This window comes from Candidatus Sulfotelmatobacter sp., from assembly GCA_036500765.1.
Taxonomy (GTDB): domain Bacteria; phylum Acidobacteriota; class Terriglobia; order Terriglobales; family Acidobacteriaceae; genus Sulfotelmatobacter.
This window is the reverse complement of sequence record DASYBM010000004.1, coordinates 1,678,203-1,700,082: the sequence shown is the minus strand read 5'-3', so window position 1 is coordinate 1,700,082 and position 21,880 is coordinate 1,678,203. Positions and strand designations below refer to the sequence as shown.

General features: G+C 58.9%; 28 protein-coding genes. 22 read left to right on the top strand and 6 right to left on the bottom strand.

Going from position 1 to position 21,880, the window contains the following annotated elements; translation table 11 throughout:
• Positions 1–42 precede the first annotated feature (42 nt).
• Complete coding sequence (gene nikB, locus VGM18_10140) at positions 43–960, top strand: nickel ABC transporter permease (GenBank protein ID HEY3973354.1); 918 nt, start codon at positions 43–45, stop codon at positions 958–960.
• A 365-nt stretch (positions 961–1,325) separates the two neighbouring features.
• On the opposite strand, the gene VGM18_10135 is transcribed toward nikB, so the two are convergent.
• Positions 1,326–1,604, bottom strand: a complete 279-nt coding sequence (locus tag VGM18_10135) for a Fis family transcriptional regulator (GenBank protein HEY3973353.1) — start codon at positions 1,602–1,604, stop codon at positions 1,326–1,328.
• 126 nt (positions 1,605–1,730) lie between these two features.
• On the opposite strand from VGM18_10135, the gene VGM18_10130 reads away from it, so the two are divergent.
• Positions 1,731–2,021 (top strand): type II toxin-antitoxin system RelE/ParE family toxin, encoded by a 291-nt coding sequence (locus tag VGM18_10130; protein ID HEY3973352.1) that lies wholly within the window; start codon positions 1,731–1,733, stop codon positions 2,019–2,021.
• Between the two features lie 18 nt (positions 2,022–2,039).
• Positions 2,040–2,396 (top strand): HigA family addiction module antitoxin, encoded by a 357-nt coding sequence (locus VGM18_10125; protein HEY3973351.1) that lies wholly within the window; start codon positions 2,040–2,042, stop codon positions 2,394–2,396.
• Between the two features lie 54 nt (positions 2,397–2,450).
• On the opposite strand, the gene VGM18_10120 is transcribed toward VGM18_10125, so the two are convergent.
• Entirely contained in the window at positions 2,451–2,924 is a 474-nt protein-coding gene (locus tag VGM18_10120; protein HEY3973350.1) for a VOC family protein, read from the bottom strand.
• A gap of 131 nt (positions 2,925–3,055) precedes the next feature.
• Between VGM18_10120 and VGM18_10115 the strand changes: the two genes are divergently transcribed.
• The 10 genes from VGM18_10115 to VGM18_10070 all read left to right on the top strand — a co-directional run bounded on the left by VGM18_10115 (position 3,056) and on the right by VGM18_10070 (position 9,524).
• Entirely contained in the window at positions 3,056–3,940 is an 885-nt protein-coding gene (locus VGM18_10115; protein ID HEY3973349.1) for an ABC transporter permease, read from the top strand.
• 144 nt (positions 3,941–4,084) lie between these two features.
• On the top strand, positions 4,085–4,675 hold the full coding sequence (locus VGM18_10110; protein HEY3973348.1) for a helix-turn-helix transcriptional regulator: 591 nt from the start codon (positions 4,085–4,087) through the stop codon (positions 4,673–4,675).
• Complete coding sequence (locus VGM18_10105) at positions 4,672–5,409, top strand: hypothetical protein (GenBank protein HEY3973347.1); 738 nt, start codon at positions 4,672–4,674, stop codon at positions 5,407–5,409. Before VGM18_10110 ends, VGM18_10105 begins: the two co-directional genes overlap by 4 nt.
• A gap of 58 nt (positions 5,410–5,467) precedes the next feature.
• Entirely contained in the window at positions 5,468–5,878 is a 411-nt protein-coding gene (locus VGM18_10100) for a DUF1648 domain-containing protein (GenBank protein ID HEY3973346.1), read from the top strand.
• A gap of 111 nt (positions 5,879–5,989) precedes the next feature.
• Positions 5,990–7,432, top strand: coding sequence for an SPFH domain-containing protein (locus VGM18_10095; protein HEY3973345.1), 1,443 nt, complete (start codon positions 5,990–5,992; stop codon positions 7,430–7,432).
• 95 nt (positions 7,433–7,527) lie between these two features.
• Positions 7,528–7,755 (top strand): hypothetical protein, encoded by a 228-nt coding sequence (locus VGM18_10090; protein ID HEY3973344.1) that lies wholly within the window; start codon positions 7,528–7,530, stop codon positions 7,753–7,755.
• A gap of 39 nt (positions 7,756–7,794) precedes the next feature.
• On the top strand, positions 7,795–8,454 hold the full coding sequence (locus VGM18_10085) for a PspA/IM30 family protein (GenBank protein ID HEY3973343.1): 660 nt from the start codon (positions 7,795–7,797) through the stop codon (positions 8,452–8,454).
• A 109-nt stretch (positions 8,455–8,563) separates the two neighbouring features.
• The gene (locus VGM18_10080; protein HEY3973342.1) at positions 8,564–8,746 is read left to right on the top strand and encodes a hypothetical protein; all 183 of its coding nucleotides are present in this window, start codon (positions 8,564–8,566) and stop codon (positions 8,744–8,746) included.
• A gap of 50 nt (positions 8,747–8,796) precedes the next feature.
• A complete protein-coding gene (locus VGM18_10075; GenBank protein ID HEY3973341.1) occupies positions 8,797–9,102 on the top strand; it encodes an AbrB/MazE/SpoVT family DNA-binding domain-containing protein in 306 nt (101 codons plus the stop codon).
• Positions 9,099–9,524 (top strand): PIN domain-containing protein, encoded by a 426-nt coding sequence (locus VGM18_10070; GenBank protein HEY3973340.1) that lies wholly within the window; start codon positions 9,099–9,101, stop codon positions 9,522–9,524. Before VGM18_10075 ends, VGM18_10070 begins: the two co-directional genes overlap by 4 nt.
• Before the next feature lie 13 nt (positions 9,525–9,537).
• Here the strand turns inward: VGM18_10070 and VGM18_10065 are convergent, their stop codons facing one another.
• On the bottom strand, positions 9,538–9,948 hold the full coding sequence (locus VGM18_10065) for a type II toxin-antitoxin system VapC family toxin (GenBank protein ID HEY3973339.1): 411 nt from the start codon (positions 9,946–9,948) through the stop codon (positions 9,538–9,540).
• The gene (gene vapB, locus VGM18_10060; GenBank protein HEY3973338.1) at positions 9,948–10,190 is read right to left on the bottom strand and encodes a type II toxin-antitoxin system VapB family antitoxin; all 243 of its coding nucleotides are present in this window, start codon (positions 10,188–10,190) and stop codon (positions 9,948–9,950) included. The genes VGM18_10065 and vapB overlap by 1 nt, the downstream gene beginning before the upstream one ends.
• A 214-nt stretch (positions 10,191–10,404) precedes the next feature.
• On the opposite strand from vapB, the gene VGM18_10055 reads away from it, so the two are divergent.
• The 9 genes from VGM18_10055 (at position 10,405) to VGM18_10015 (ending at position 18,945) form a co-directional block, all read left to right on the top strand.
• Positions 10,405–10,842, top strand: coding sequence for a hypothetical protein (locus VGM18_10055; GenBank protein HEY3973337.1), 438 nt, complete (start codon positions 10,405–10,407; stop codon positions 10,840–10,842).
• 209 nt (positions 10,843–11,051) lie between these two features.
• Entirely contained in the window at positions 11,052–11,603 is a 552-nt protein-coding gene (locus VGM18_10050; protein ID HEY3973336.1) for a hypothetical protein, read from the top strand.
• A gap of 107 nt (positions 11,604–11,710) precedes the next feature.
• Positions 11,711–12,790 (top strand): UDP-3-O-(3-hydroxymyristoyl)glucosamine N-acyltransferase, encoded by a 1,080-nt coding sequence (lpxD, locus tag VGM18_10045; protein HEY3973335.1) that lies wholly within the window; start codon positions 11,711–11,713, stop codon positions 12,788–12,790.
• A gap of 2 nt (positions 12,791–12,792) precedes the next feature.
• On the top strand, positions 12,793–13,413 hold the full coding sequence (locus VGM18_10040; protein HEY3973334.1) for a hypothetical protein: 621 nt from the start codon (positions 12,793–12,795) through the stop codon (positions 13,411–13,413).
• A gap of 86 nt (positions 13,414–13,499) precedes the next feature.
• On the top strand, positions 13,500–15,152 hold the full coding sequence (gene lnt / locus VGM18_10035; protein ID HEY3973333.1) for an apolipoprotein N-acyltransferase: 1,653 nt from the start codon (positions 13,500–13,502) through the stop codon (positions 15,150–15,152).
• Positions 15,149–16,250 (top strand): peptide chain release factor 2 gene (gene prfB / locus VGM18_10030; protein HEY3973332.1). Its coding sequence is split into 2 segments (ribosomal slippage): positions 15,149–15,217 and positions 15,219–16,250, totalling 1,101 coding nucleotides; the frame shifts between segments, so codons are not numbered across the junction. The genes lnt and prfB overlap by 4 nt, the downstream gene beginning before the upstream one ends.
• Positions 16,251–16,449: 199 nt before the next feature.
• Entirely contained in the window at positions 16,450–17,124 is a 675-nt protein-coding gene (locus VGM18_10025) for an HD domain-containing protein (GenBank protein HEY3973331.1), read from the top strand.
• Between the two features lie 4 nt (positions 17,125–17,128).
• Entirely contained in the window at positions 17,129–18,403 is a 1,275-nt protein-coding gene (locus VGM18_10020; GenBank protein HEY3973330.1) for a hypothetical protein, read from the top strand.
• A gap of 134 nt (positions 18,404–18,537) precedes the next feature.
• Positions 18,538–18,945, top strand: a complete 408-nt coding sequence (locus VGM18_10015) for a CoA-binding protein (GenBank protein HEY3973329.1) — start codon at positions 18,538–18,540, stop codon at positions 18,943–18,945.
• A gap of 2 nt (positions 18,946–18,947) precedes the next feature.
• On the opposite strand, the gene VGM18_10010 is transcribed toward VGM18_10015, so the two are convergent.
• Positions 18,948–20,222 (bottom strand): GAF domain-containing SpoIIE family protein phosphatase, encoded by a 1,275-nt coding sequence (locus VGM18_10010; protein ID HEY3973328.1) that lies wholly within the window; start codon positions 20,220–20,222, stop codon positions 18,948–18,950.
• Positions 20,223–20,296: 74 nt separating this feature from the next.
• Positions 20,297–21,715, bottom strand: a complete 1,419-nt coding sequence (locus VGM18_10005; protein ID HEY3973327.1) for a replication-associated recombination protein A — start codon at positions 21,713–21,715, stop codon at positions 20,297–20,299.
• Between the last annotated feature and the right edge of the window lie 165 nt (positions 21,716–21,880).

The following is a 21,880-nucleotide window of genomic DNA, read 5'->3' as shown; positions in this document are numbered from 1 at the left end:
AAACCGACGACCGGCGACGAACGACCGACGACCAACGACCGAATGCTCACCCGCCTCCTCCAACGCGTCCTCTACACCCTGCCCGTAATCTGGCTCGTTGTGAGTCTCGTGTTTCTGCTCATCCACCTCGTCCCCGGAGACCCCATCGCCCAAATGCTCGGCGAAGGCGCTCCATCCGCCGACATCGCCGCAACGCGCCACGCCTACGGCCTCGATGCCCCGCTAGGCGAACAATACCTGCACTACTGGAAAGGCGTCCTGCACGGCGACCTCGGACGCTCCATCCGCTACAACCAGACCGTCACGAAGTTAATCGCCCAGCGCTATCCCTACACGCTGCGGCTCACGCTGGCGAGTCTGTTCGTCGCCATCGTTCTTTCGATCCCTGCCGGAGTTCGCTCCGCCCGCCGCCGCAATCGCTGGGACGACCGCCTGCTCTCCATCGTCAGCCTCTTCGGCCTGTCGTTCCCGAACTTCGCGCTCGGGCCGATTCTGATTCTCCTGTTCGCCATCAAGCTGGGATGGCTACCCGTCTCCGGCGCGGGATCATTCGCCAATCTCGTGCTGCCCGCCCTGACCATGGGCAGCGCGCTCGCCGCGATCCTGACCCGCATGGTGCGCACGTCAATGCTCGAAGAGTTAAGCCAGGACTACATTCGCACCGCCCGCGCCAAAGGCCTCCCCGAACGCACCGTGGTATATCGCCATGCGTTGCGCAATGCGATGATCCCAGTTTTAACGGTGCTGGGCCTGCAATTCGGAGCGTTGCTCGCCGGCGCGATCGTGACCGAAAAAATTTTCTCCTGGCCCGGCATCGGCCGCCTCACCGTCGACGCCATCTCCGCCCGCGACTATTTCCTGGTGCAAGGCTGCATTTTGGCGATCGGATTGACCTACGTCGCAGTGAACTTCCTGACGGACGTTCTGTACTCGGTGGCGAACCCGAGGATCAGACAATGAAAATAAGATTTGTTCTGCATCCCCTTTTTGGACAATAAAACACCGTTTGATAGGCTATTCCCATGGCAATGTGCAGAGGGCGTTTCAGCGCCGATACAACGGCGCTCTTGAGTGACGTATACGAAAATGAGGGGATGGCCGGGTCAGAAATGATAACCGGTACCTATACCTGCATCGTCTGCGGCCGCACCGGCCTTCATGCGAAGGAATATGGGGGCGAGTGGCTTCCCGATTCACACGAACGATTACCGCACAAACTTGTAAACCGTTCAGGCAAACCTGGCTACTACAAACAAGTTTGGCGGTGAAGAACGTCGGCTCTTTCTGATCGCCCGGATCGAATGTGTGCGAAAGGCCAGAATCCATCACACCAACTCAATCAGCACCCGCTGCCCCACCAGCGCCGCCGCCCGCTGCAAACTTGACAGCGTAATATCGCGTTTCGGATCGAGAATACGATCCACCTGCGACCGGCTCGTCTTCAGCAAAACCGCCATGCGCGCCTTGGAGATCTTTTTCTTCTTCATAGCTTTCGCCAGTTGCCACGCTACGACTTCTTTCGCGGCCTGGGCCTGCGCTTCCTCAAAGATGTTCTCTTCTTTCAAGAAGTCGTCGATACTCGATCCCAAATTCTTCTTGCTCATTGTTCCAGCTCCCTTTGCCGCTTGCGCGCCAGCATCAAGTCGCCGAACTCGTGCCATTAGAGTACCATATAAAGTACAGGCCCCCGGCCGTATTGCAAAGTGTTAAGCTACAGGCTACACTAGCAAGTGAAGATACAGAGCTTCGCGCACAAAGGTCTGAAACGCCTCTACGCGGACGATGTTAGGAAAGGCGTTCCGCCGGACGCGGTCGACAAGCTCCGCAAAATGCTGGCGTTTCTCGATAACATGGAAAATCCGGAAGAGCTGCATTCGCTTCCTGCGTGGAAGGCACATACGTTAACCGGCGATCGCAAGGGCGCGTGGAGTCTCAGCGTGACCAGGAACCTGCGCTTGACCTTTCGCATCGATACTAAAGAGCGTGAAATCTTCGACGTCAATCTGGAAGATTACCACTAGGACAGAAGGAGCATCCTCATGCCGATCAAGAACCCGCCGCATCCCGGAAATTTCATCCGTACCGAAATCATTCAGCCCGCAGGCCTGTCGGTTACTGCCGCCGCCGCCGCGCTGAAAGTCTCCCGGCCCGCGCTTTCCAGCCTGCTGAATGGGAAGGCGAACCTTTCCGGCGAAATGGCCCTCCGCATCGAAAAAGCTTTCGGGGTGAAGATGGATACACTCATGCGAATGCAATCCTCTTACGACATCGCCCGTACTCGATCGCGTGAGCACCGAATCCGCGTCCGCCGGGTTCCTCAGCGAGGGATGCGAGACTTCAAAGATCTCATGAGGAAGTATCGCGGCAAACTTGAGTTCGCCGGGCTGGACGAGTGACACGTCGAGATTAACAAAGGGCGGAGCCGACGCCCCGCCCTCATCTAACCCAACTTACGCCGCCGGCATCATCTTCTGCATCCGCTCTTTCATGTCCTGGGGCGACACGTCTTCGACGTGCGTGGCAATCCCCCACAGATGTCCGAACGGATCTTGAATGAAACCGGAGCGGTCCCCGTAGAACTGATCCTGCACCGGCTTCAGAATTTTCGCGCCCTCTTTCGCCGCGTTTTCAACCACGCGGTCGACGTCGGGAAGATAAACATAGAGGCTTACCGGACTGCCGCCGACAGTGGCCGGGCTGGTGTGTCCTTGCCCCATCTGAGGATTTTCGTCGGCCAGCATGATGTGCGAGTTGCCGATCTTCAATTCCGCGTGGCCGACTTTGCCGTCGGGACCATTCATGCGAACGGTTTCCGTGGCTCCAAAAACTTTCTTGTAATATTCAATGGCTTGGGCTGCGCCCTTGATAACCAAATACGGTGTGACGGAGCTGTAGTCCTTGGGAATATACGAGACTTTACTCATGATTTCCTCCTTAGATGTGGGTTCAAGCTGAGGTTACGGCGCGCACGCGGAGAGATCATGCGCTCCCGGCATTATTCTTTATGAGAACATATTTCGCGAACGCTCTCAAGCCGACCGACGATTTCTAGATTATGTCTACCGCCGCTATCTCGCGAACGCGCCGCGGAGTTGCGGGCCGCATTGCGACTAATGCCCGCCACAATCCGCTGGCGGCAATCGGAGTCGTGCTGGTCGTCCTCTTCATGATCTTCGCCTTGTTCGCGCCGTGGATCGCGCCGCAAGACCCGGCGTCGATTCATCTGCCCGCGCGCCTCGACTCTTCTTCCAGCGCACACTGGTTCGGCACCGATGAACTCGGCCGCGACATTTTCTCTCGCGTTATCTACGGCGCGCGCATCTCCATGCTGGTGGGCAGTTCCGTCGTCTTAACCTCTCTGGGGCTTGGACTCATTATTGGATCGATTGCCGGCTACTACGGTGGCGCCATCGACCGCTTCGTCAACGTCGTTCTGATGAATGCATTTCTCTCTTTCCCCGGAATCCTGCTGGCCATCGCCTTCATCGCCTTTCGCGGCCCCGGCATTTTCAATCTCGTACTCGCCCTTTCCCTCGGAGGATGGGTGGGCTACGCGCGCCTGGTTCGCGGGCAAGTGCTGGCCGCCCGCGAACGCGAATTCGTCGAAGCGGCGCGCGCTCTCGGCGCCAGCGACTTGCGCATCATCGTGCGCCACATTCTGCCCAACATCATTCAGCCAGTTGTCGTGCAGGCCGCGATCGGCATGGCCGGAGCCATTCTCGCCGAAGCCACCATGAGTTTTCTCGGACTCGGCGTTCCCCCGCCCACTGCCAGTTGGGGAGCGATGCTCAACGACGGCCGCGCTCATCTGTTCGACGCCCCGCACCTCGTATTGTTTCCCGCGCTCGCCGTCATGCTCGCGGTGCTCAGCTTCAACTTCATCGGCGACGCCCTGCGCGATTATCTCGATCCGCGGTCGCGCATCGAAGCCGGCCTCTAGGCCCACGGTCTACCCCAAAGCCGATCGCTCCTAAAAATCCAATCCGCAAGTTTGTGATAATGCGCCACATGGCCTGCTTGACGTGAATCGCAAATTGCAATAGTATTATTGCGAAATGAAATATAAGCCGCCAGGGGGCATTCGGTGAAACTGGGCGAGAAAATTCGGTATCTGCGTGAGGTCGAAGGATCGCTGCGCGGACTGGGTCGCCCCCTGACCCAGCTGGAACTCGTCCGCGCGATTCGCGAAGAGGCAGGTAAGGGCCGCAAACGGGCCAAGGGCACGACGATCAGCCAGTCGTATCTCTCGCAGATTGAAAACGGCGCGCGTCCGCACATGACCCAGTCCTCGCGCGCGCTGCTGGCGAAGTTTTTCAAGGTGCACCCCGGCTTTCTGGTGGATGACCCTGCGGGCTACCACGCCGAGCTGACGTCGGACTTGCGCACCACCGAAGGCCAGCTCGACGTTTGGCTGCTGCAAGGCTCGGAAAAATTCGCGAACGATCCCGACGTCAGCCAGGTGCTGATCAAAGCGGCCCGCGAGAAAGACACGCGGCGTTGTTTCCTGCTCTTGGGCGCAATCCTCGATACGCCGGAGCTGGCGGACCGCTTGCTGGAAGCGCTGCGGCCCGAACTGACGGCTGGCAACGGCAATCATCGCCGTGCGAACGCGCGTACCACCGATCGCGCCACGACCGAGCGTGGCGCGACCGGGGAAGAGAGGCGGATGCGATGACCTCGATAGTTCTAGCTTGGGTGATGCCTGCGATGATTCCGGCGATGACTTTGACCAGGCTCGATTGGTCCGATTTTTATCTAATCTGTTTCGCGGTCGGCTTCTGCTTCAGTTTTTTTTCGTTCGTCTTTGGAGGCTCGCGCTTTGGCCGCCTGCACCTGCCGCATTTTCATGGCAACGCGCATGTTCCGCATCTGCCAGCGGCACACGGCCCAGGAGCGCACGCTTCGGCGGCGGGCACGCAGGGGCTACGCGCAGGGCGTGCATCCGTGTCATCGACGGACTCGAATCCGAACACGCCCATGCACAACGGCGTTTCGCCGTTCAACTTCGTCACGCTCACTGCTTTTCTGGCGTGGTTTGGCGGGACCGGCTATTTGCTCACGCGCTTTTCATCGGTGTGGGTTGGTCTGGGTTTAACGCTGTCGGTAGTTGCGGGACTGGTCGGCGGCGGAATTATTTTTCTGTTCCTGAGCAGGGTTTTGATGTCGGACGAAGAGAACATGGACCCTGGCGATTACGAAATGGTGGGCGTGCTCGGACGCCTATGCGTTTCGATCCGCGACGGAGGTACAGGTGAAGTCTTGTATTCGCAAGCCGGTACTCGCCGCGTCTGCGGCGCGCGCAGCGAGGATGGCAGCGCCATAGCCAAGGGAACCGAGGTCATGGTCACGCGCTACGAGAAGGGAATTGCTTACGTGCGCTTGTGGAGCGAAATGTCAGGAGATCGTTAGTCGCTTGTTGCCGAACCATTGTTCACTGCCGTACTCGAAGACCGTACTCGGAGATTCTATGAATCGCAGCTTCTACAAACCGGCAGTCTGGCTGATGTGGCTGGCGTTCGCGATGACGGCTCTGAACTCCTGGCGAGCCTGGGACCAACTCCCCATGCGGATGGCTGTACACTTCGACGCCAACTGGCAGCCCAACGGCTACACGTCGCGCGAAGGAGCAGTAATGCTCGGACTCGGCGCTATGGGCGTACTGGTGCTCTCGTTCACGATCTCCGCTTTGATTGTGCATGCACTGAAACCAAGCTCCGCGTGGCCGATGCTGATCGTGTTCTACATAGTGATCGCGATTCTGTGGTACGTCAACGACTCGATCGTGAAATGGAACCTGCAGCAGAACGAGCAAGCGCCGCGGGCTGCGCTCGTTTCACGTAGCGGCGGACGCATTCATCCGCCCGCACTAAGTCAGTAATGCCCGGGTCGGTCATGCCTGGCCCGGATGAATGCGTCCGCCGCTATGTGATTCGATACGCGCCACGATGGAGCGCTCGCACTAACAAATTTTAGATTTACAGGAGGCGTTATGGGATTGGGATTGTCGTCAATGGTCACGATCTGGATTTTTGTCGGGCTGGGAGTGATGGTCATCCTGTTTTTGATGAGCGGAATGGCCAGGCTCTATCGCAAAGCCGGGCCGCACGAGGCACTCATCGTCTACGGCCTGGGTGGAACGCGCGTCGTGCAGGGGCACGGCACTCTCGTTTTCCCGATGGTGCAAATCTGCAAGGATCTGTCGCTGGAGCTGATGTCGTTCGACGTGGCGCCGCAACAGGATCTATACACCAAACAAGGCGTCGCGGTCACGGTGGAAGCCGTCGCGCAGATCAAGGTCAAGTCGGATCGCGAATCGGTGCTCACTGCGGCCGAGCAGTTTCTCACCAAGTCCGATCAGGAGCGCGAAGGCCTGATTCGCCTGGTCATGGAAGGCCACCTGCGCGGCATCATCGGTCAGCTCACGGTCGAAGAAATCGTCAAGCAGCCCGAAATGGTGTCCGACCGCATGCGCGGCACTTGCGCTGAGGACATGAACAAGATGGGGCTGGAAGTCATCTCCTTCACCATCAAGGAAGTTCGCGACAAGAACGAGTACATCACCAACATGGGCAAGCCGGATGTGGCGCGCATCAAGCGCGACGCCGATGTCGCCACCGCGGAAGCGGACCGCGACACGGCTATCAAGCGAGCCGCGTTGACGCGCGAATCGGCTGTGGCCAAGGCGCAAGCCGATCAGGAGCGCGTGCTCGCCGAAACGCTGTCGCTGGCCAAGCAAGCCGAGTCCCAGCGCGACCTGGAAATCAAGAAAGCCCAATACCTGGAAGTCACCAAACGCCAGCAGGCGCAAGCGGATAAGGCCTACGACATCCAGACCAACATCATGCAGCAGCAGGTCATCGCCGAACAGGTGAAGGTGCAGCAGGTCGAGAAAGAGCAACAGGTGAAAGTCCAGGAGGCGGAAATCAATCGCCGCGAAAAAGAATTAATCGCCACAGTGCTGAAAGGTGCGGAGATCGAGCGTCAGCGAATCGAAACGCTCGCGGCCGCCGAGAAGCAGCGTCTGATCGCGGAAGCCGAAGGCCAGGCGTCGTCGATTCGCGCGCAAGGCGAAGCGGAAGCCGAAATCATTTTCAAAAAGGGCGAAGCCGAAGCCAAAGCGATGAACGTGAAAGCCGAGGCCTATCAGGAATACAACCAGGCGGCGGTTATCGACAAACTGTTCGCCAGTATGCCGGAGATCGTGAAGGCATTGGCCGCTCCGCTGGCCAACGTCGACAAGATCACAATCGTCTCCACCGGAAACGGCGACGCGTCCGGCATGTACAAAGTCACCGGCGACATTACGAAGATGGCGGCGCAAGTGCCCGCGCTGTTCGAAACTTTGTCCGGCATGCCGCTCGGCGATTTTCTCGGCAAAGTCCGCCAGATCGGCGACCGCGTCCCCAAGCCGGCCGACTCGCCGAAACCATAAGCGGGCGTGTGGGGAACGGGGGGTGTGTGGGGACGGGCGCCTTCGCCCGTCCCGCGAAGCGCAGCGAGGCGAGCAGCGCCTCAGGAGCAGAAGTTATGGCGAGCAAACCAAATTACGTGGCTCTAGGCCTGTCACTGGGAGCGGCCCTTGGCGTAGCCGTCGGCGTCATGGCCGGAAATGTCGGCGTCTGGCTCGCCCTCGGCGTCGCCATTGGAATGGTCCTGGGCGCCTCATTCCCCCGCAGAGAGCCGAAGTGTCCGCAGTGCGCACAGATCCACCGCGCCCACGAAATCAGAAGCAAGCAGCTCCAAGCCAGAAGCTAGGAGCTAGCAGCTAGAAGCTTTCTACAAAAGGAGTCCACCATGGCATTACTAGAACGCGTTTCTACACTGGTCCGGGCCAACCTCAACGACCTGATCGACAAAGCTGAAGACCCGGAAAAGATGATCAAGCAAGTGATCCTCGACATGCAGAACCAGCTTCTGCAAGTCAAAACCCAGGTCGCGATCGCCATCGCCGACCAGCATCTGCTCGAGAAAAAACAGAAAGAGAATTCGGACAAAGTGGCCGAGTGGATGCGCAAGGCCGAACTCGCCGTCGACAAAAAAGAAGACGACCTGGCGCGCGCGTCATTGCTGCGCGTGGAGAGCTATCGCGAACTCAGCGAAAACTTCTCGCAGCAAGTCAGCGATCAAAAAGCCCAAGTCGAAAACCTGAAATCTGCGCTGCGCCAGCTCGAACAGAAGCTCACCGAAGCGCAAGGCAAGGCCGATGTGCTGATCGCGCAGCATCGCCGCGCCCGCGCCGTAGGCAAGGCCAGCGACGCCCGCATGGCCTCACGCGATGGCTCGAAGACCGCGGCCTTCGAGCGGATGAAACGCAAAGTGGCGCATTCCGAAGCCGTGAGCCAGGCGAAGTCGGAAATCGCCGGCGACAACCTCGACGATCGCCTCGCCGCGCTCGAAAAAGAAGACCGCATCGAGCAGTTGCTGGTGGAGTTGAAGTCGAAGCGCGGCGCTTAGGCTTGTGTGACGAATTAAGCGTGGAGCGGGCACTCCCTTCGACAAGCTCAGGGGCAGGCTCTCCCGCTTCTCTCAATGGCCGCAGAACAGTTGGCACAAAGGAGGCAGTGTGACCGGGCGTAGTAATCGTTTGTTTACCGCCGCAGGTTCGTTGGCCCTGGCAATCGGCCTGACCCTGCATCTGTGGGCCGGAAGCGACTTTTCCCATTTCGCCAGCGGGTTTTTCCTGGGAGTGTCGATCGCCCTGCTGATATTGGGATTGACGCGCCCGTCGCGGAGGACATGGAGGTAGAGTATTGAATGCCATTTACAGATGGCAAATGGCATCCTATAATGCCATTCATGACACTCCAACTGACTGTCGACAAGGCTGGACGCGTGGTGCTGCCCAAGCCGGTGCGCGATGAACTGCAACTTAGTCCTGGCGATAGGCTGGAACTGGAAAGTTCAGAGCAGCAGATTGTTTTGCGACCGGTACGCGGAACTGGCACTCTACGCAAGAAGTGCGGGGTCTGGGTGTTCAGCAGCGGCGAGCCCCTCTCGGCCAAAACCGTGAATGATACCCTCACCGAAATTCGGCGGGAGCGCGACCGCAAAAACCTTGGGGAATCCGCCATCGCTCCGCGCAAACGAGGCCGGACCCGTTGAAATGGTTCTTCGACACCTCGGTTCTCATCCCAGTTTTTAATGTAGAACACGAGCATCACGAGGCGAGTCTGGCTGCTTTTGTAGCTGCCAACAGAGAGAATGCGTGCTGCTCGGCGCACAGCCTGGCCGAACTTTATTCGGTTCTTACCCGCCTGCCCGGAAAACATCGCGTAAGCGGCGAGCAGGTCTTGTTCTTTATCGAGGGCATTGAAGAGCACCTGACGATAATCGCACTGAACAGCCGTGAATATTCCTCTGCGATTCGAGAGGCCGCCGCGATGGGCATCGTCGGGGGGCTGCTGTATGATTTTCTGCTAGCTCGGTGTGCGCGAAAAGCCTCCGCCGAAGTGATCTACACTTGGGATATCCAGGATTTTCGGCGTCTCGGACCTGAAGTGGCCAGCCGAATCAGAACGCCCTGAACCTCGCTGCCCCTCATTGGCCCTTGGTCCAATCCTCAACCTGCAAATGCTTGACACGCTGAAACACCCGATCATGAGTGACCAGCACCGCGCCTGCGGCGACAGCGTGGGCGGCGATCAGCATGTCCATATTGCCGATGGGCGTGCCTGAATCTTCGAGAGCGCCGCGCAGGGTTGCGTAATGCTGCGCGGCGGCCGAGTCCCAAGGCAGAATCTCCACCCGCAGCAGGAATTCATCTACTGCCAGCTTGAGCGGCGCAGCGTCCGGTCTACGGGCCACGCCGAAGCGCAACTCGGCCTCTGTCACCGCCGAAATCCCAACTTCCGACATGGGCACTTTCAGCAGCCGTTCACGCACTCGCGGAGCGTTACCCTTGATCACATAGCTCGCCATGTTCGTGTCGAGAAGATAGCGAACCGGCATTAGAAGGGCTTCCGTTTTTGCGGCGGGGCGTCAAGCCGATTCGACAGAAAGTCTTCGGGAATATCAAGCGTGTCCGCGAGATCGAAGAAATCCTGCCAGGATTCGGGGCGGCGCGAGAGAATGACATCCCCGGTGGCGGGATCGCGGCGCACGAAAACCTCTGCACCAGTAAAGCGAAACTCGGCGGGCAAGCGGACCGCCTGACTGCGGCCATTGCGAAAGAGTTTAGCGGTCTGGGGCACGGTTGCACTCCTTGGTCGATACCACAGTCTATCACACAGTATCGATCATAGTATAGATCATAGTATCGATCGTTGTATAGATCGTTTTCGGTGTTCGTCCCGTTCCTTTAGCTTGCGGCTGAAAGCCGTGTCCAGCACGGCCTCCAGGCCATCCTGCCCGATTCTTCCCGCATCTAATCATCGCGCTCTTCGGATCTCAAACCGAGGGATATACATGAGGTATTTGGCAGCGGCGGTGTTACTTGCAATAGGACTGATTCTGGTGGGTTGCGGTTCGAACGGTTCCAACCCTTCCAATATTAACGGCACGTGGAACGCCACATTGACCGACACCAATAACGTTACGGCCTTCACGTTCGGCACCTCGCTGGTAGTGAACAGCGGCGGATCTCTGACCGTCTCCAACTTCACGTTCACCAGTAACTCGCCCTGCTTTGTCTCCGGCGAAACCCCGAGCGGGTCGTTTACGTTGAGTGGAAACTTCAATGGCCAGGTCAATGGCGCGTTCGGGTTCGTGGTGAAATCCGGGACTCCAGCGGGCAATTCCCTCACACTCACTGGGACGGCCACCGGCAACACGATTTCCGGCAATTGGACCATGTCGGGCACCAGTTGCACCGGCTCCGGCTTTTTCACCATGAAGAAAGCGTAAGTTTGCGGCTCTGCTTTAGGTAGTGGTGCAGCTTAACGTTCTAAACGGGATTGTCATCCGAGCGTAGCCGTTCTTCAGGCGGAGCGAAGGATCTCAGGCTTAACGAGCGCGGAGCGTAAGCCCTGCACCACTATCCCCCTTAGCATCCATTGACGGCCCTGCCCGCATCTCTCTATTCTCGTAAGGACCCCAATTCCAAAGGACGGTACATGAAGAAGCTTGCAATCCTGATGGTGCTGGCGCTGGAACTCGCAGTAGCCGGCTGCGGCAGCACCACTCCCAGTACCACCACCAATACCTCCACCAGCGGCAATTGGGAAGCGCAGTTGATTGGAGGCACAGGCGAGGCCAGCAAGCTGAACTTCATCACTGCATTTAATGTGGAGAACTCCGGTCCGCTGTCGGATATCACCATCGGTTTTATTAACCAAGGCGCATGCTTTGCCACCCCGGTAACCGGCCCCACTACCACCGAGACTGGCTCAGCCTCCTTCACGACCAATACCTCAACCGATCAGGTCACCGGCGCCCTGACATTTTCGATTACGTCGGACTTGTCGGTGAATCAGCTTGTGCTAACCAGCTACCCAAACGGCCTCACCGGTACCTCGAACGGAACCACCACGACGACGGGAACGCTGAGTAACGGCGTTGTGATCGGCACCTGGCAATTGACAGGCGGTGCAGGGGATCCCAGCTGCGCCAACCAAAGCGGCACTTTCCTGATGTGCCAGGGCACGAATACTTGCACGGCGCCCTAAGCGCGCCCTAGCTAAAGTCCACCGAAGCCTGCGAATCCCGCCGCCGCTGTCTTGCTGCATTGTCCCGCCCTTCCTTCCTCGGACCTCGCTGCTATACAGTGGGAGCGATGAAGCTCTCTTTGCGGCAGATTGCCGAAGCAACCGGAGCGCGCCTGATAGGCGAAGCCAACTCCGAGGTGAGCGCTGTGGCCAGCATCGAATCGGCAACCCCGGACGATCTGGTTTTCGTCGAGGACGAGAAACATCTGACCGCAGCTTTGCAATCTCCGGCGGCAGCCGTGATTGCGGGAGAATTCGCAGCTAAGCCCGCAGCGAACCTCGCGGCCACTGCGAGCGCCAAGCGGCCGCTTCTCATCAGCGATCATCCCAAACTCGCTTTTGCCCGTGCGGCGCGTTTGTTTCGCGAGATCCCGCAGTCTGATGGAAATACGCCGCTATCTTCGCACTCAGCGTCGTTACACTCAACAGCCATCATTCATCCTTCGGCAAAACTTGGGGCGGGCGTCATCGTCGAAGAATCCGTCGTTGCCGCCCAGGCGCAGATCGGCGAGCACACGCGGATTGCCGCCGGTTGCAACATCGGCGCCGAAGTGAAGATTGGCTGCGACTGCGAGATCTATCCCAACGTCACCATTTATCCCGGCACCACGTTGGGCGACCGCGTCATCGTCCACGCCGGCGCAGTGCTGGGCAGCGACGGCTTCGGCTACGTGCGCGATCGCAAGACTGGACATTACGAAAAATTTCCCCAAGTCGGTCGCCTCGTCATCGCAGACGACGTCGAGATCGGGGCCAATACCACTATCGATCGCGGCGCGCTGGATGAAACCCGCATCGGCCGCGGCACGAAGATCGACAACCTGGTCCACATCGGCCACAACTGCCACATCGGCGAAGACGTCGTCATCGCCGCCCAGACCGGCCTTTCGGGAAGCATCGTCATCGAGAATGGCGTCGTGTTGGGCGGCCAGGTTGGAATCGGCGAGCACGCACGCTTGGAAGCAGGCGTGATGCTCGGCGGACAGGGCGGAGTTCTGCCCAACAAAATCCTGCGCGGCAAAGGCGTTGCATTCTGGGGAACCCCTGCACAGCCGCTGCGCGATTATCTGAAGCAGTTGGCTGCGCTGGCGCGGCTGGCAAAAATGAAGACACCAACTGAAAACAAGAAAGAATTGAAAAAGGATTAAACGTGGCCTTGGTCGTCATTGGCGGACACTCGCGCAGCGTCGGCAAAACGAGCGTGGTTGCGGGTCTGATTGCAGCCTTGCCTGAGTTCGCCTGGACCGCCGTAAAAATCACACAGTACGGGCACGGCATCTGCTCCGCCAACGGCGAAGCCTGTGACTGCGCGACCGCCGATCATTCGTGGGCGATCACGGAAGAACACGACAGAACTGGCAAGTCCGACACATCGCGATTTTTAGTCGCGGGTGCGGTGCAATCGTTGTGGGCGCGCACCGAACAGGGCCGCCTGGCCGAAGCCATGCCGACTCTGCGTCGTCGACTCGAAGGCGCACGCAACGTGATCATCGAATCGAACAGCGTGCTGAAATTTCTACGCCCGGACTTATATCTGACAGTGCTCGACCCCGCGACCCCAGATTTCAAGAATTCAGCGCGCGAATTCCTCGACCGTGCGAATGCAGTTATTCTGCATCAATCAATCGAAGGAGCGGCGTGGCAATCCGTCTCCCTGAAGCCAGTAGCGAATTGCCCAATATTTCGAATCACACCGCCAAACTACGTAACCAAAGAAATCGCAGATTTCGTCCGCGCAAGCCTGACAGAACGAATTCAAGCTACTAGCTAGCAGCTAGGAGCTAGAAGCTAGGAGCTAGGAGCTAGAAGCTAGAAGCTAGTAGCTAGCAGCTAATAGCTGAGAGCTGAAAGCTTCTTTTGTTATCCTTTTCCGTGCGGCAAATCCACTCCAGCGCGTGGCTTCTGATCGTACTGTCGGCGATTCTTCAGACCCTCATCTTTCCTCTTCCCGGCGTTTACGTGCTCTCGTGGTTCGCGCTTGCTCCGCTCATTATCGCTCTCCTGCGCGCGCGGCCCGCAAGCGAACTTGAAATTGCCGGCTCCGTTCGATTGCGCCCGGCCACGCCGGGTCAGGGATTTCTTCTCGGCTACGCCTGCGGAATCCTCTGGTACGCCGGCACCTGTTACTGGATCTACGACACCATGCGGCAGTACGGCGGTCTGAGCGCTCCCGAGGCGGTGCTGACGCTCTTTCTCTTTTGCTGCTATCTCGGCCTCTATCACGGATTTTTCGGCCTCCTGATCAGCCTGCTCGCTGGCCTGGCCGGCGACTTCCGCCGTCCGCTCGTGCTGGCTCCGTTTGTATGGGTCGCCGTCGAGTTGGCGCGCACGCGCATTACAGGTTTTCCCTGGGACCTGCTCGGTACCGCGCAGGTCGACAACATCGCACTCTGCCACATCGCCGGATGGACGGGCGTCTACGGCATCTCGTTTGAGATTGTGTTGGTCAACGTCGCGCTGGCCGCGGCATTTCTGGTTCCCCGCCAGAAACGCTTCGCACTATTGGCTGCGGCATTAGCGGCCGCCGCAGTTTTGCAGGCGGGGCGGTTGATCGATGCTCCTCCCGCCAGGGCAGATCATGCGGCGCTATTGGTGCAGCAGAATATTCCGGTCTCGATTCCGTGGACTCCTGCCTATCTTCAGCAAACGCTGAATGAATTGACAGGGCTCAGCGTGAAATCTGCGGCGAACGATAAATCACGCGCCCAAGCATCCGCGGCCGCAGAAAAGATCGGCCTGATCGTGTGGCCGGAGTCGCCTGCCCCCTTCTTCACCAACGACCCGCGATTTCGCACCGCGATCAGCGAGATGTCTCGCCAATCCAACGCATGGGTGATCGCCGGAGCGATCGGAACATCACCGGCATCTCCGGGCAGCACGACATCGCCGGTGTTCAACTCCGCCGCCTTGGTCAGCCCCAGCGGCGACTGGACGGCCCGCTACGACAAAGTCCATCTCGTTCCCTTCGGCGAATATTTGCCGTTTCCAAGCTTGTTTTCATTCGCCGGCGGCTTGACCAAAGAAGTCGGCGAATTTCGGCACGGCGCAGCGCGCAATCCTCTTAATGCCGGCGGCGAACAACTCGGCGTATTCATCTGCTACGAATCCGTCTTCCCCGACGAAGTCCGCCAGTTTGCCAACGATGGCGCTCAGGCGTTCGTGAATATTTCGAACGACGGCTGGTACGGCGACAGCGGCGCTTACGCGCAGCATCTAAACCAGACTCGCATGCGCGCCATCGAAAACAATCGCTGGCTGCTGAGCGCGACCGATACTGGCGTTACCGCCTCGATCGATCCCTGGGGTCGAGTCGTCGCACGAATTCCGCGCAAAGAGCGCACCGCGCTGGTCGCGCCCTACGCGCTCACTTCCGTAACCACCTTCTACACTCGTCACGGCGATTGGTTCGCATTCGCCTGTGCGATAATTTCTATGGGAGCGCTGCTCACGCGCTTCACACTCCGCGATCCCATACTTCGCGATCCCAAGAAGGTTGGCCTGTCCTCATGAATCAAGAGCTGGTGCTGGAATACGAGAAGCTGGGCAAGAAGGTCCACGAACTTCGGGAGTATCTTTGACGCGGAAAAAGTCCGCACGCAGTTAGCCGAAATCGAGAAGCAGTCCGCCGACCCTAATCTCTGGTCGAATCAGCAACGATCCCAACAGGTAATGCGCGAGAAGAAGCGCCTGGAGCAGGTTTTGGCGCACGATGCCGAGTTAGCGCGTCGCGGCGAAGACATCGCCGCCTACTTCGACCTCGCCAAAGAGGGCGAAAATGTCGACGCCGACTTGCAACGCGAAATTACCGCCCTCAGCGATCTGCTCGACAAACTCGAAACCGAGACGCTGCTCTCGGGCGAGAACGACGCCCGCAACGCCATCGTCACCATTCATCCCGGAGCCGGCGGCACCGAGTCGCAGGACTGGGCCGACATGCTGCTGCGCATGTATCTGCGTTGGGCGGAGCGCCAGGGCTTTGAGACCGTGCTCTACGATTACCAGCCCGGCGAAGAAGCCGGCCTGAAGTCCGCGACCTTCGCGGTGAACGGCGAGTACGCCTTTGGCCTGATGCAGAGCGAGATCGGCGTGCATCGCCTGGTGCGCATCTCCCCATTCGATCAGGCCAAGCGCCGGCATACTTCTTTCGCCAGCGTCTATGTTTCGCCGGAGATCGACGACAACATCGAAATCGTCATCAAGCCGGAAGATATTCGCATCGACACTTACCGCTCCAGCGGCAAGGGCGGGCAGCACGTCAACACCACCGATTCCGCGGTTCGCATCACGCACATCGAAACCGGCCTGGTGGCCAATTGCCAGAACGAGCGCTCGCAGCACAAAAATAAAGAGCGCGCCATGAGCATGCTGCGCTCCAAACTGTATGAATTCGAAATGGAGAAAAAGCGCGCCGCCACCAAGAAGATCGAAGACTCCAAGCTCGACATCGAATTCGGATCGCAGATTCGTTCCTACGTGCTCCAGCCGTATCGCATGATCAAAGATCACCGCACCAAGACCGAAGTCGGCGACGTCGACCGCGTACTCGACGGCGATTTGCAGCCCTTCATTCGCGCCTATTTACTGGCGCGCCGGGGAGAGAAGCAGTAGAGAGAGCACTTTTATTGCAAGCAAGTAGGTGTCATCCTGAGGACCGCGCTTTCTGCGGGCCGAAGGACCTCTGCATTTTGCCCGCAGAGTGGCGCTGCCAGAAGAATACATAGATTCTTCCGGCCGCACAGAACGCGCCCGTCAGGATGACAAGTAGTAGGATGACGAATACTAGATGGTTGCTCGCGCGTGCCGGAAAATGATCAAGGTTCCACATCGTCGAAAGGAATTTGTAAAACTCGGTCCTCGATTCCTGCGCGCCTTCGCGTTCGCCGCCGACAAACACAAAGACCAGACCCGCAAAGCATCGACCATTCCCTATATCGCACACCTGATGGGCGTCGCATCTCTCGTTCTCGAAGCCGGAGGCGACGAAGACCTTGCCATCGCCGCCCTGCTGCACGACGTGGTGGAAGACTGCGGCGGAGCCCCCATGCTCGGGGAAGTCCGCCGGCGCTTTGGCAAGCGCGTGGCCAAGATCGTTGAAGATTGCACCGATGCCGACACTTATCCCAAGCCTCCGTGGCGCGAGCGCAAAGAAAAATTCATCGCACAGCTGAAGGTGTCGGATGCGGATACACGCCTCGTCGCCGCCGCCGACAAATTAAACAATGTCCGCTCCATTCTCAGCGACTACCGTGCCCTCGGCGAATCGGTCTGGTCACGGTTCAAGGGTGGACGCGAAGGCACGCTTTGGTACTATCGGACGTTGCGGGATATATTTCTTGAGCACCCGCGAAATCGCATCACGCGCGACCTGGAACTGGCCGTGAACGAATTGGATTCGCTGGCGCTTGAATCTCAAGCGGAAGAGAAAACAATTTCCGGCCGTCGCACCTCTCGTCGCACCGTGCCAGCTACCGCCAAGGCCTGATTGCATGCCACGCACCATCGATCAAATCCGCGCTTCGAAGCTGCCCTCCAATATGATGCAGTTCGCCGCGCGCGGCGCCTTGCAGGTGCCCGCAGCGGAAAATATTGAAATCCTCGTCCATCTCGCGCGGCACAATCCGGTCTTCGGCGAAGTCGCTAAGATGACTTTGGCGGGATGGGACGAAAAGTCCTCGATCGCCGCCGCCGCCGACCCCCAAACCCCGTCCGAAGTCCTGAATTATTTCGTCTCGCCCGACAATCTGCGTCCGAAATTGTTTCCCGCTCTTCTCGAAAATCCCTCGATCTCCGAAGGCCAACTGGTCAAAGTCGGCGTCGGCGCATCGAAGGAATTAATCGAGATGATGCTCGCCAGTTCGAGAGTGCGTTCGCTGAACGGCGTACTTCAGGCGCTGCTGGCGAATCCGTATCTGGAGAAGCCGAAGGCGGAAGAACTGCGCAAGCTGTTGGCGACGGCTGCCAGCGATGCCGTTCCTGCGCAGGACGCCACGCAAGATAATGCTCCGGCCGCCGAAGATAACACGTCCCCTGTAGTGTCCCCAATCAAGGCAGTACCCGCCGGTTCGACCGAGGCGCTGGACTCAACGGCAACCGCGGAGGCCGCTCCCGATCCCGAAGCCGATGCCGTTGCCTCGGCCTACTTCGAGGAACACGCCGAAGACATTGCTGCGCAGGGCGAGAAACCGTTTCAGGCCATTGGCGGAATCGTTGAGTTGCTTGGCGAGAATTATTTTCCAGTTCACGATGTTGCCCAGGCTCCTGCGCCGGAGCCTGCGGCAGCGGCTCCCGCCGCGCCAGCCGCTGCTCCCGCGAAGAAGCCGGCGGCCCCGGCCGTACGCGAGAATGCGCTCCAGAAAATTAACCGCCTCGACATCAAGGGCCGCATCCAGTTGGCATTGAAGGGCAACAAAGAGGAGCGCTCGCTGCTGATTCGCGATGGCACAAAAGTTGTCGCGCTGGCCGTCCTCGAGGCCCCAAAACTTTCCGACGGCGAAGTGGAAAAATTCGCCAGCCAGAAAAACGTGCTGGAAGCCGTGCTGCGCCAGATTCCGCTCAAACGCAAGTTCATGAAGAACTACAAAGTCGTGCGCAACCTGGTGGCGAATCCGCGCACGCCGCTCGATCTGGCGCTCGGCTTGATGAAACACTTGTTATCCGCGGATCTCAAGGCCGTCTCCGGAAATAAGGAAGTGCCCGAAACGGTCCGCAAACTGGCGATGAAAATGTTTAAACAGAAAGAAGAACAAGCCGCCAAGAAGTAAAGCAATGCGGTTTCGCGTATCGGAGATGTCATCCTGAGCGGAGCCGTTCTTCAGGCGAAGAGAAGAGCCTGCCCTGAGCGGAGTCGAAGGGATCTCAAGCTCAACCGGCCAAGCACGTACCTCAAACTTCACTCATGCCAGCCGATCCCATCGCCGACCTCCTCAAACAAGCCCGCACCATCGCAGTCGTCGGCCTCTCCCGCAATCCGCTGCGGCCCAGCCATGGCGTCACCGCCTACATGCAAAGCCACGGATATCGCATCATCCCGGTGAATCCTCAAATCGACGAGTGCCTTGGCGAAAAGGCCTATGCGTCGCTACTGGACGTGCCAAAAGCAGAAAAGATCGATATCGTGAATATCTTCCGCCGTCCCGAATTCGTCGAAGAAATCGTCGACCAAGCCATCCAACTCAAAGTCCCGGCCATCTGGATGCAGGAAGAAGTGATTAACGAGCGAGCCGCCGAGAAGGCCCGCCAGGCTGGAAGTTTCGTAGTGATGGACCGATGCATCCTCAAAGAACATCGCGCGCGACTGCGCTAGCCTTAGTGCCCAACGCCGACAAACACCACGCTGGCGTCGTCGCGGACACCTGATCCATTGGAGAACGCCCGCACGTCCTCCACAATGCTCACCGCCGAAGCATCGGGCTTCGCCGCGTGTTCAGCGAGACGGCCAAGTCCGTACTCTTCCTGATTCGCATTTTCAGCTTCTGTGATGCCGTCGCTGTAGAAGACGAGCTTCGATCCTGCGGAGAGCGAAATCTGCGTTTCCGAATAATCCCCGCACCCGAGGCCCAGCGGCAGTCCCCGTTCAGTCTCTAAGAAGTGCTCGCCATCGCCGTCGATGAACAGCGGGCGCAAATGGCCGGCATTGGCGAAGACGACATTGCGCGTAGCCGGATCGAGCACCGCATAAACCATGGTCACGAATTTTCCGGCAGGGAAGTCATTGACCAGCAACTCATTCAGCTTGGTCAGCACCTCGCCCGGAGTGCAGCAGGCTTCGGCGAGCGAACGCAGCACGCCGCGCGTCGCCGACATCAGCAGCGCGGCCGCCGTGCCTTTTCCCGAAACGTCGGCCAGCACCAATCCCCAGCGTCCGTCAGGGAAGGGAATGAAGTCGTACCAGTCGCCGCCCACCGCACGCGCCGGCACGCTCAAACCAGAAACGACAAAGCCCGGAATATATGGCGAACTTTTCGGCAGCAGCGCCTGCTGAATCAGGCGCGCCTCCTGAGCTTCGCGGTCCATAACCGCGCGTTCCGCACGCTCGTACTGAAATCGCCGCGCGTTGTTCACGGCGATCGCCACATGATCGCACAGCGCCTGCAAAATTCTTAATTGCTGCCGCGGAAAAGCGTCCAACTCGTGGTGCGACGCGGTGAACACTCCCACGAGCCGCTCGCCCACGCGCAGCGGAATGGCGACTTCCGACTGCGTCGGGTTCTCGCATCCGATGTAGTATTCATCCTTGCGCACGTCGGGCGCATAACGCATCTGTCCCGTCGAGGCAACATGGCCCACCAATCCTTCGCGGCCAATTTTCAGGCGAAATCCCTTGCCATTCACGGTGCATCCGCGCACTCCCGTCATCACCATGTCGCCATGTTCTTCGTCATGCAGATAAATGCTGGCCTCGAGGCAGCCAAAGGAGTCGCATACTTCATTGACCACGCTGTCGATGAGTTGGTCGAGATCGAGAATCGAAGTGATCCGCTGCGCGGCTTTTTGCACGCGTTGCAGATCGTCGATCAGATCGATGGGCACAGGACGAACGGGAAGAATCTCGCTGCCGGCGGCGCGGGGAGTCGTAGCCATAAAAACTCCTATTTGACGCGGAAGGTGGCTTGTCCGAACACGTACAGATGTCAATCAGATGTCCGAGAGGAGCGTTACGATTCTTTCTTTGAGGCTAGATCGGAAGACAAAGAATGGCCCCCGGAGGCCCGCGAACGCTGCCGTTTCACCTCTTCCATGCGCTCGCGAATGCGTTTCTCCACCCCTTCGTTTGTTGGCCGGTAATACACGCGGTCGCTGAGATTGTCGGGCAGGCATTGCATGTCGGCCACTTTTCCTTCGAGATCGTGGGCGTACTGATAATCCTTTCCGTAGCCAAGCCCTTTCATCAAACGAGTGGGAGCGTTGCGCAGGTGCAGCGGTACGGCATCGGCCGCAGTCTGCTCAACATCCTGCTGGACCTCGCCGTAAGCCGTGTACAGGGCATTCGATTTGGGCGCGACCGACAGATACACAACCGCCTGCGCCAGTGCGAGGTTGCCCTCGGGCATGCCGATAAAGTCGACGGCATCACGCGCCGCCATGCATAGCGGAAGCGCATTGGGATCGGCGAGGCCTATATCTTCGACGGCCATGCGCACCACGCGCCGCGCCACATACAAGGGATCCTCACCCGCCTCCAGCATGCGGCCCAGCCAATACAGCGCCGCATCCGGATCGCTGTTGCGCACCGATTTGTGCAGCGCGGAAATCAGGTTGTAATGTTCTTCACCCGACTTGTCGTACAGCAGAATCCGCTTCTGGAGCGCGTCGCGAACGATGTCGTCGGTAATCTCACGCGATGGCTCTTCCCCGGGTGCCCCATTTCTCGCGTCTTTTGCGAGGAGTGGGGATTTTGCCAGGCCCGCGGCGACCTCCAAAACGTTGTAGGCACTGCGAGCATCGCCGCTGGTGTAACTGGCAATTTTTTTCAGCACATCGTCCGAAGCCGTCAGATTCTTGTCGCCGAGTCCGCGCTCGTGGTCGGCCAGCGCGCGCCGCAGGAGCAGCACGATCTGCTCTTCCGTCAGCGGCTTCAGCACATACACGCGACAGCGCGACAGCAACGCAGAGTTGATTTCAAACGAAGGATTCTCCGTGGTCGCGCCGATCAGCCGGATGTTGCCTTTCTCCACATGCGGCAGAAACGCATCCTGCTGCGCTTTGTTGAAGCGGTGAATCTCATCGATGAAGACAATGGTGCGCGTGCCGTACTGCCGCGCTCGCTCGGCATCGGCCATGACCTGCTTGATCTCTTTGATCCCCGCCAGCACGGCGGAGAATTCAATAAACTCCGCCCTGGTCATGCCGGCGATAATCTTCGCCAGCGTAGTCTTCCCCGTACCCGGCGGTCCCCAGAAGATGAGCGACCCCGTGTCGTCACGATCGACCTGCGTGCGCAGCGGCTTGCCGGGACCGATCAGATGTTCCTGCCCGACAAATTCATCGAGCGTCCGCGGCCGCATACGATCGGCCAGCGGCCGGGTGGCATCGGCGGCGCTGCCGGCATTCGGGATGGGTTGAAAGAGGCTCAAGGCAATTGTCCTGTTTCAGCTTAAACCATCGGCGTGCCTGGAGAATTGTCATCCCGACCGAAGCATGTGCTTTCCGAAGGGAAGGGCGGCGGAGTGGAGGACCTGCTGTTTTCAGCCAGCGAGTCAGTGCCGATGAGCTTGATCGCCGCGAATCCCCGTAAGTGA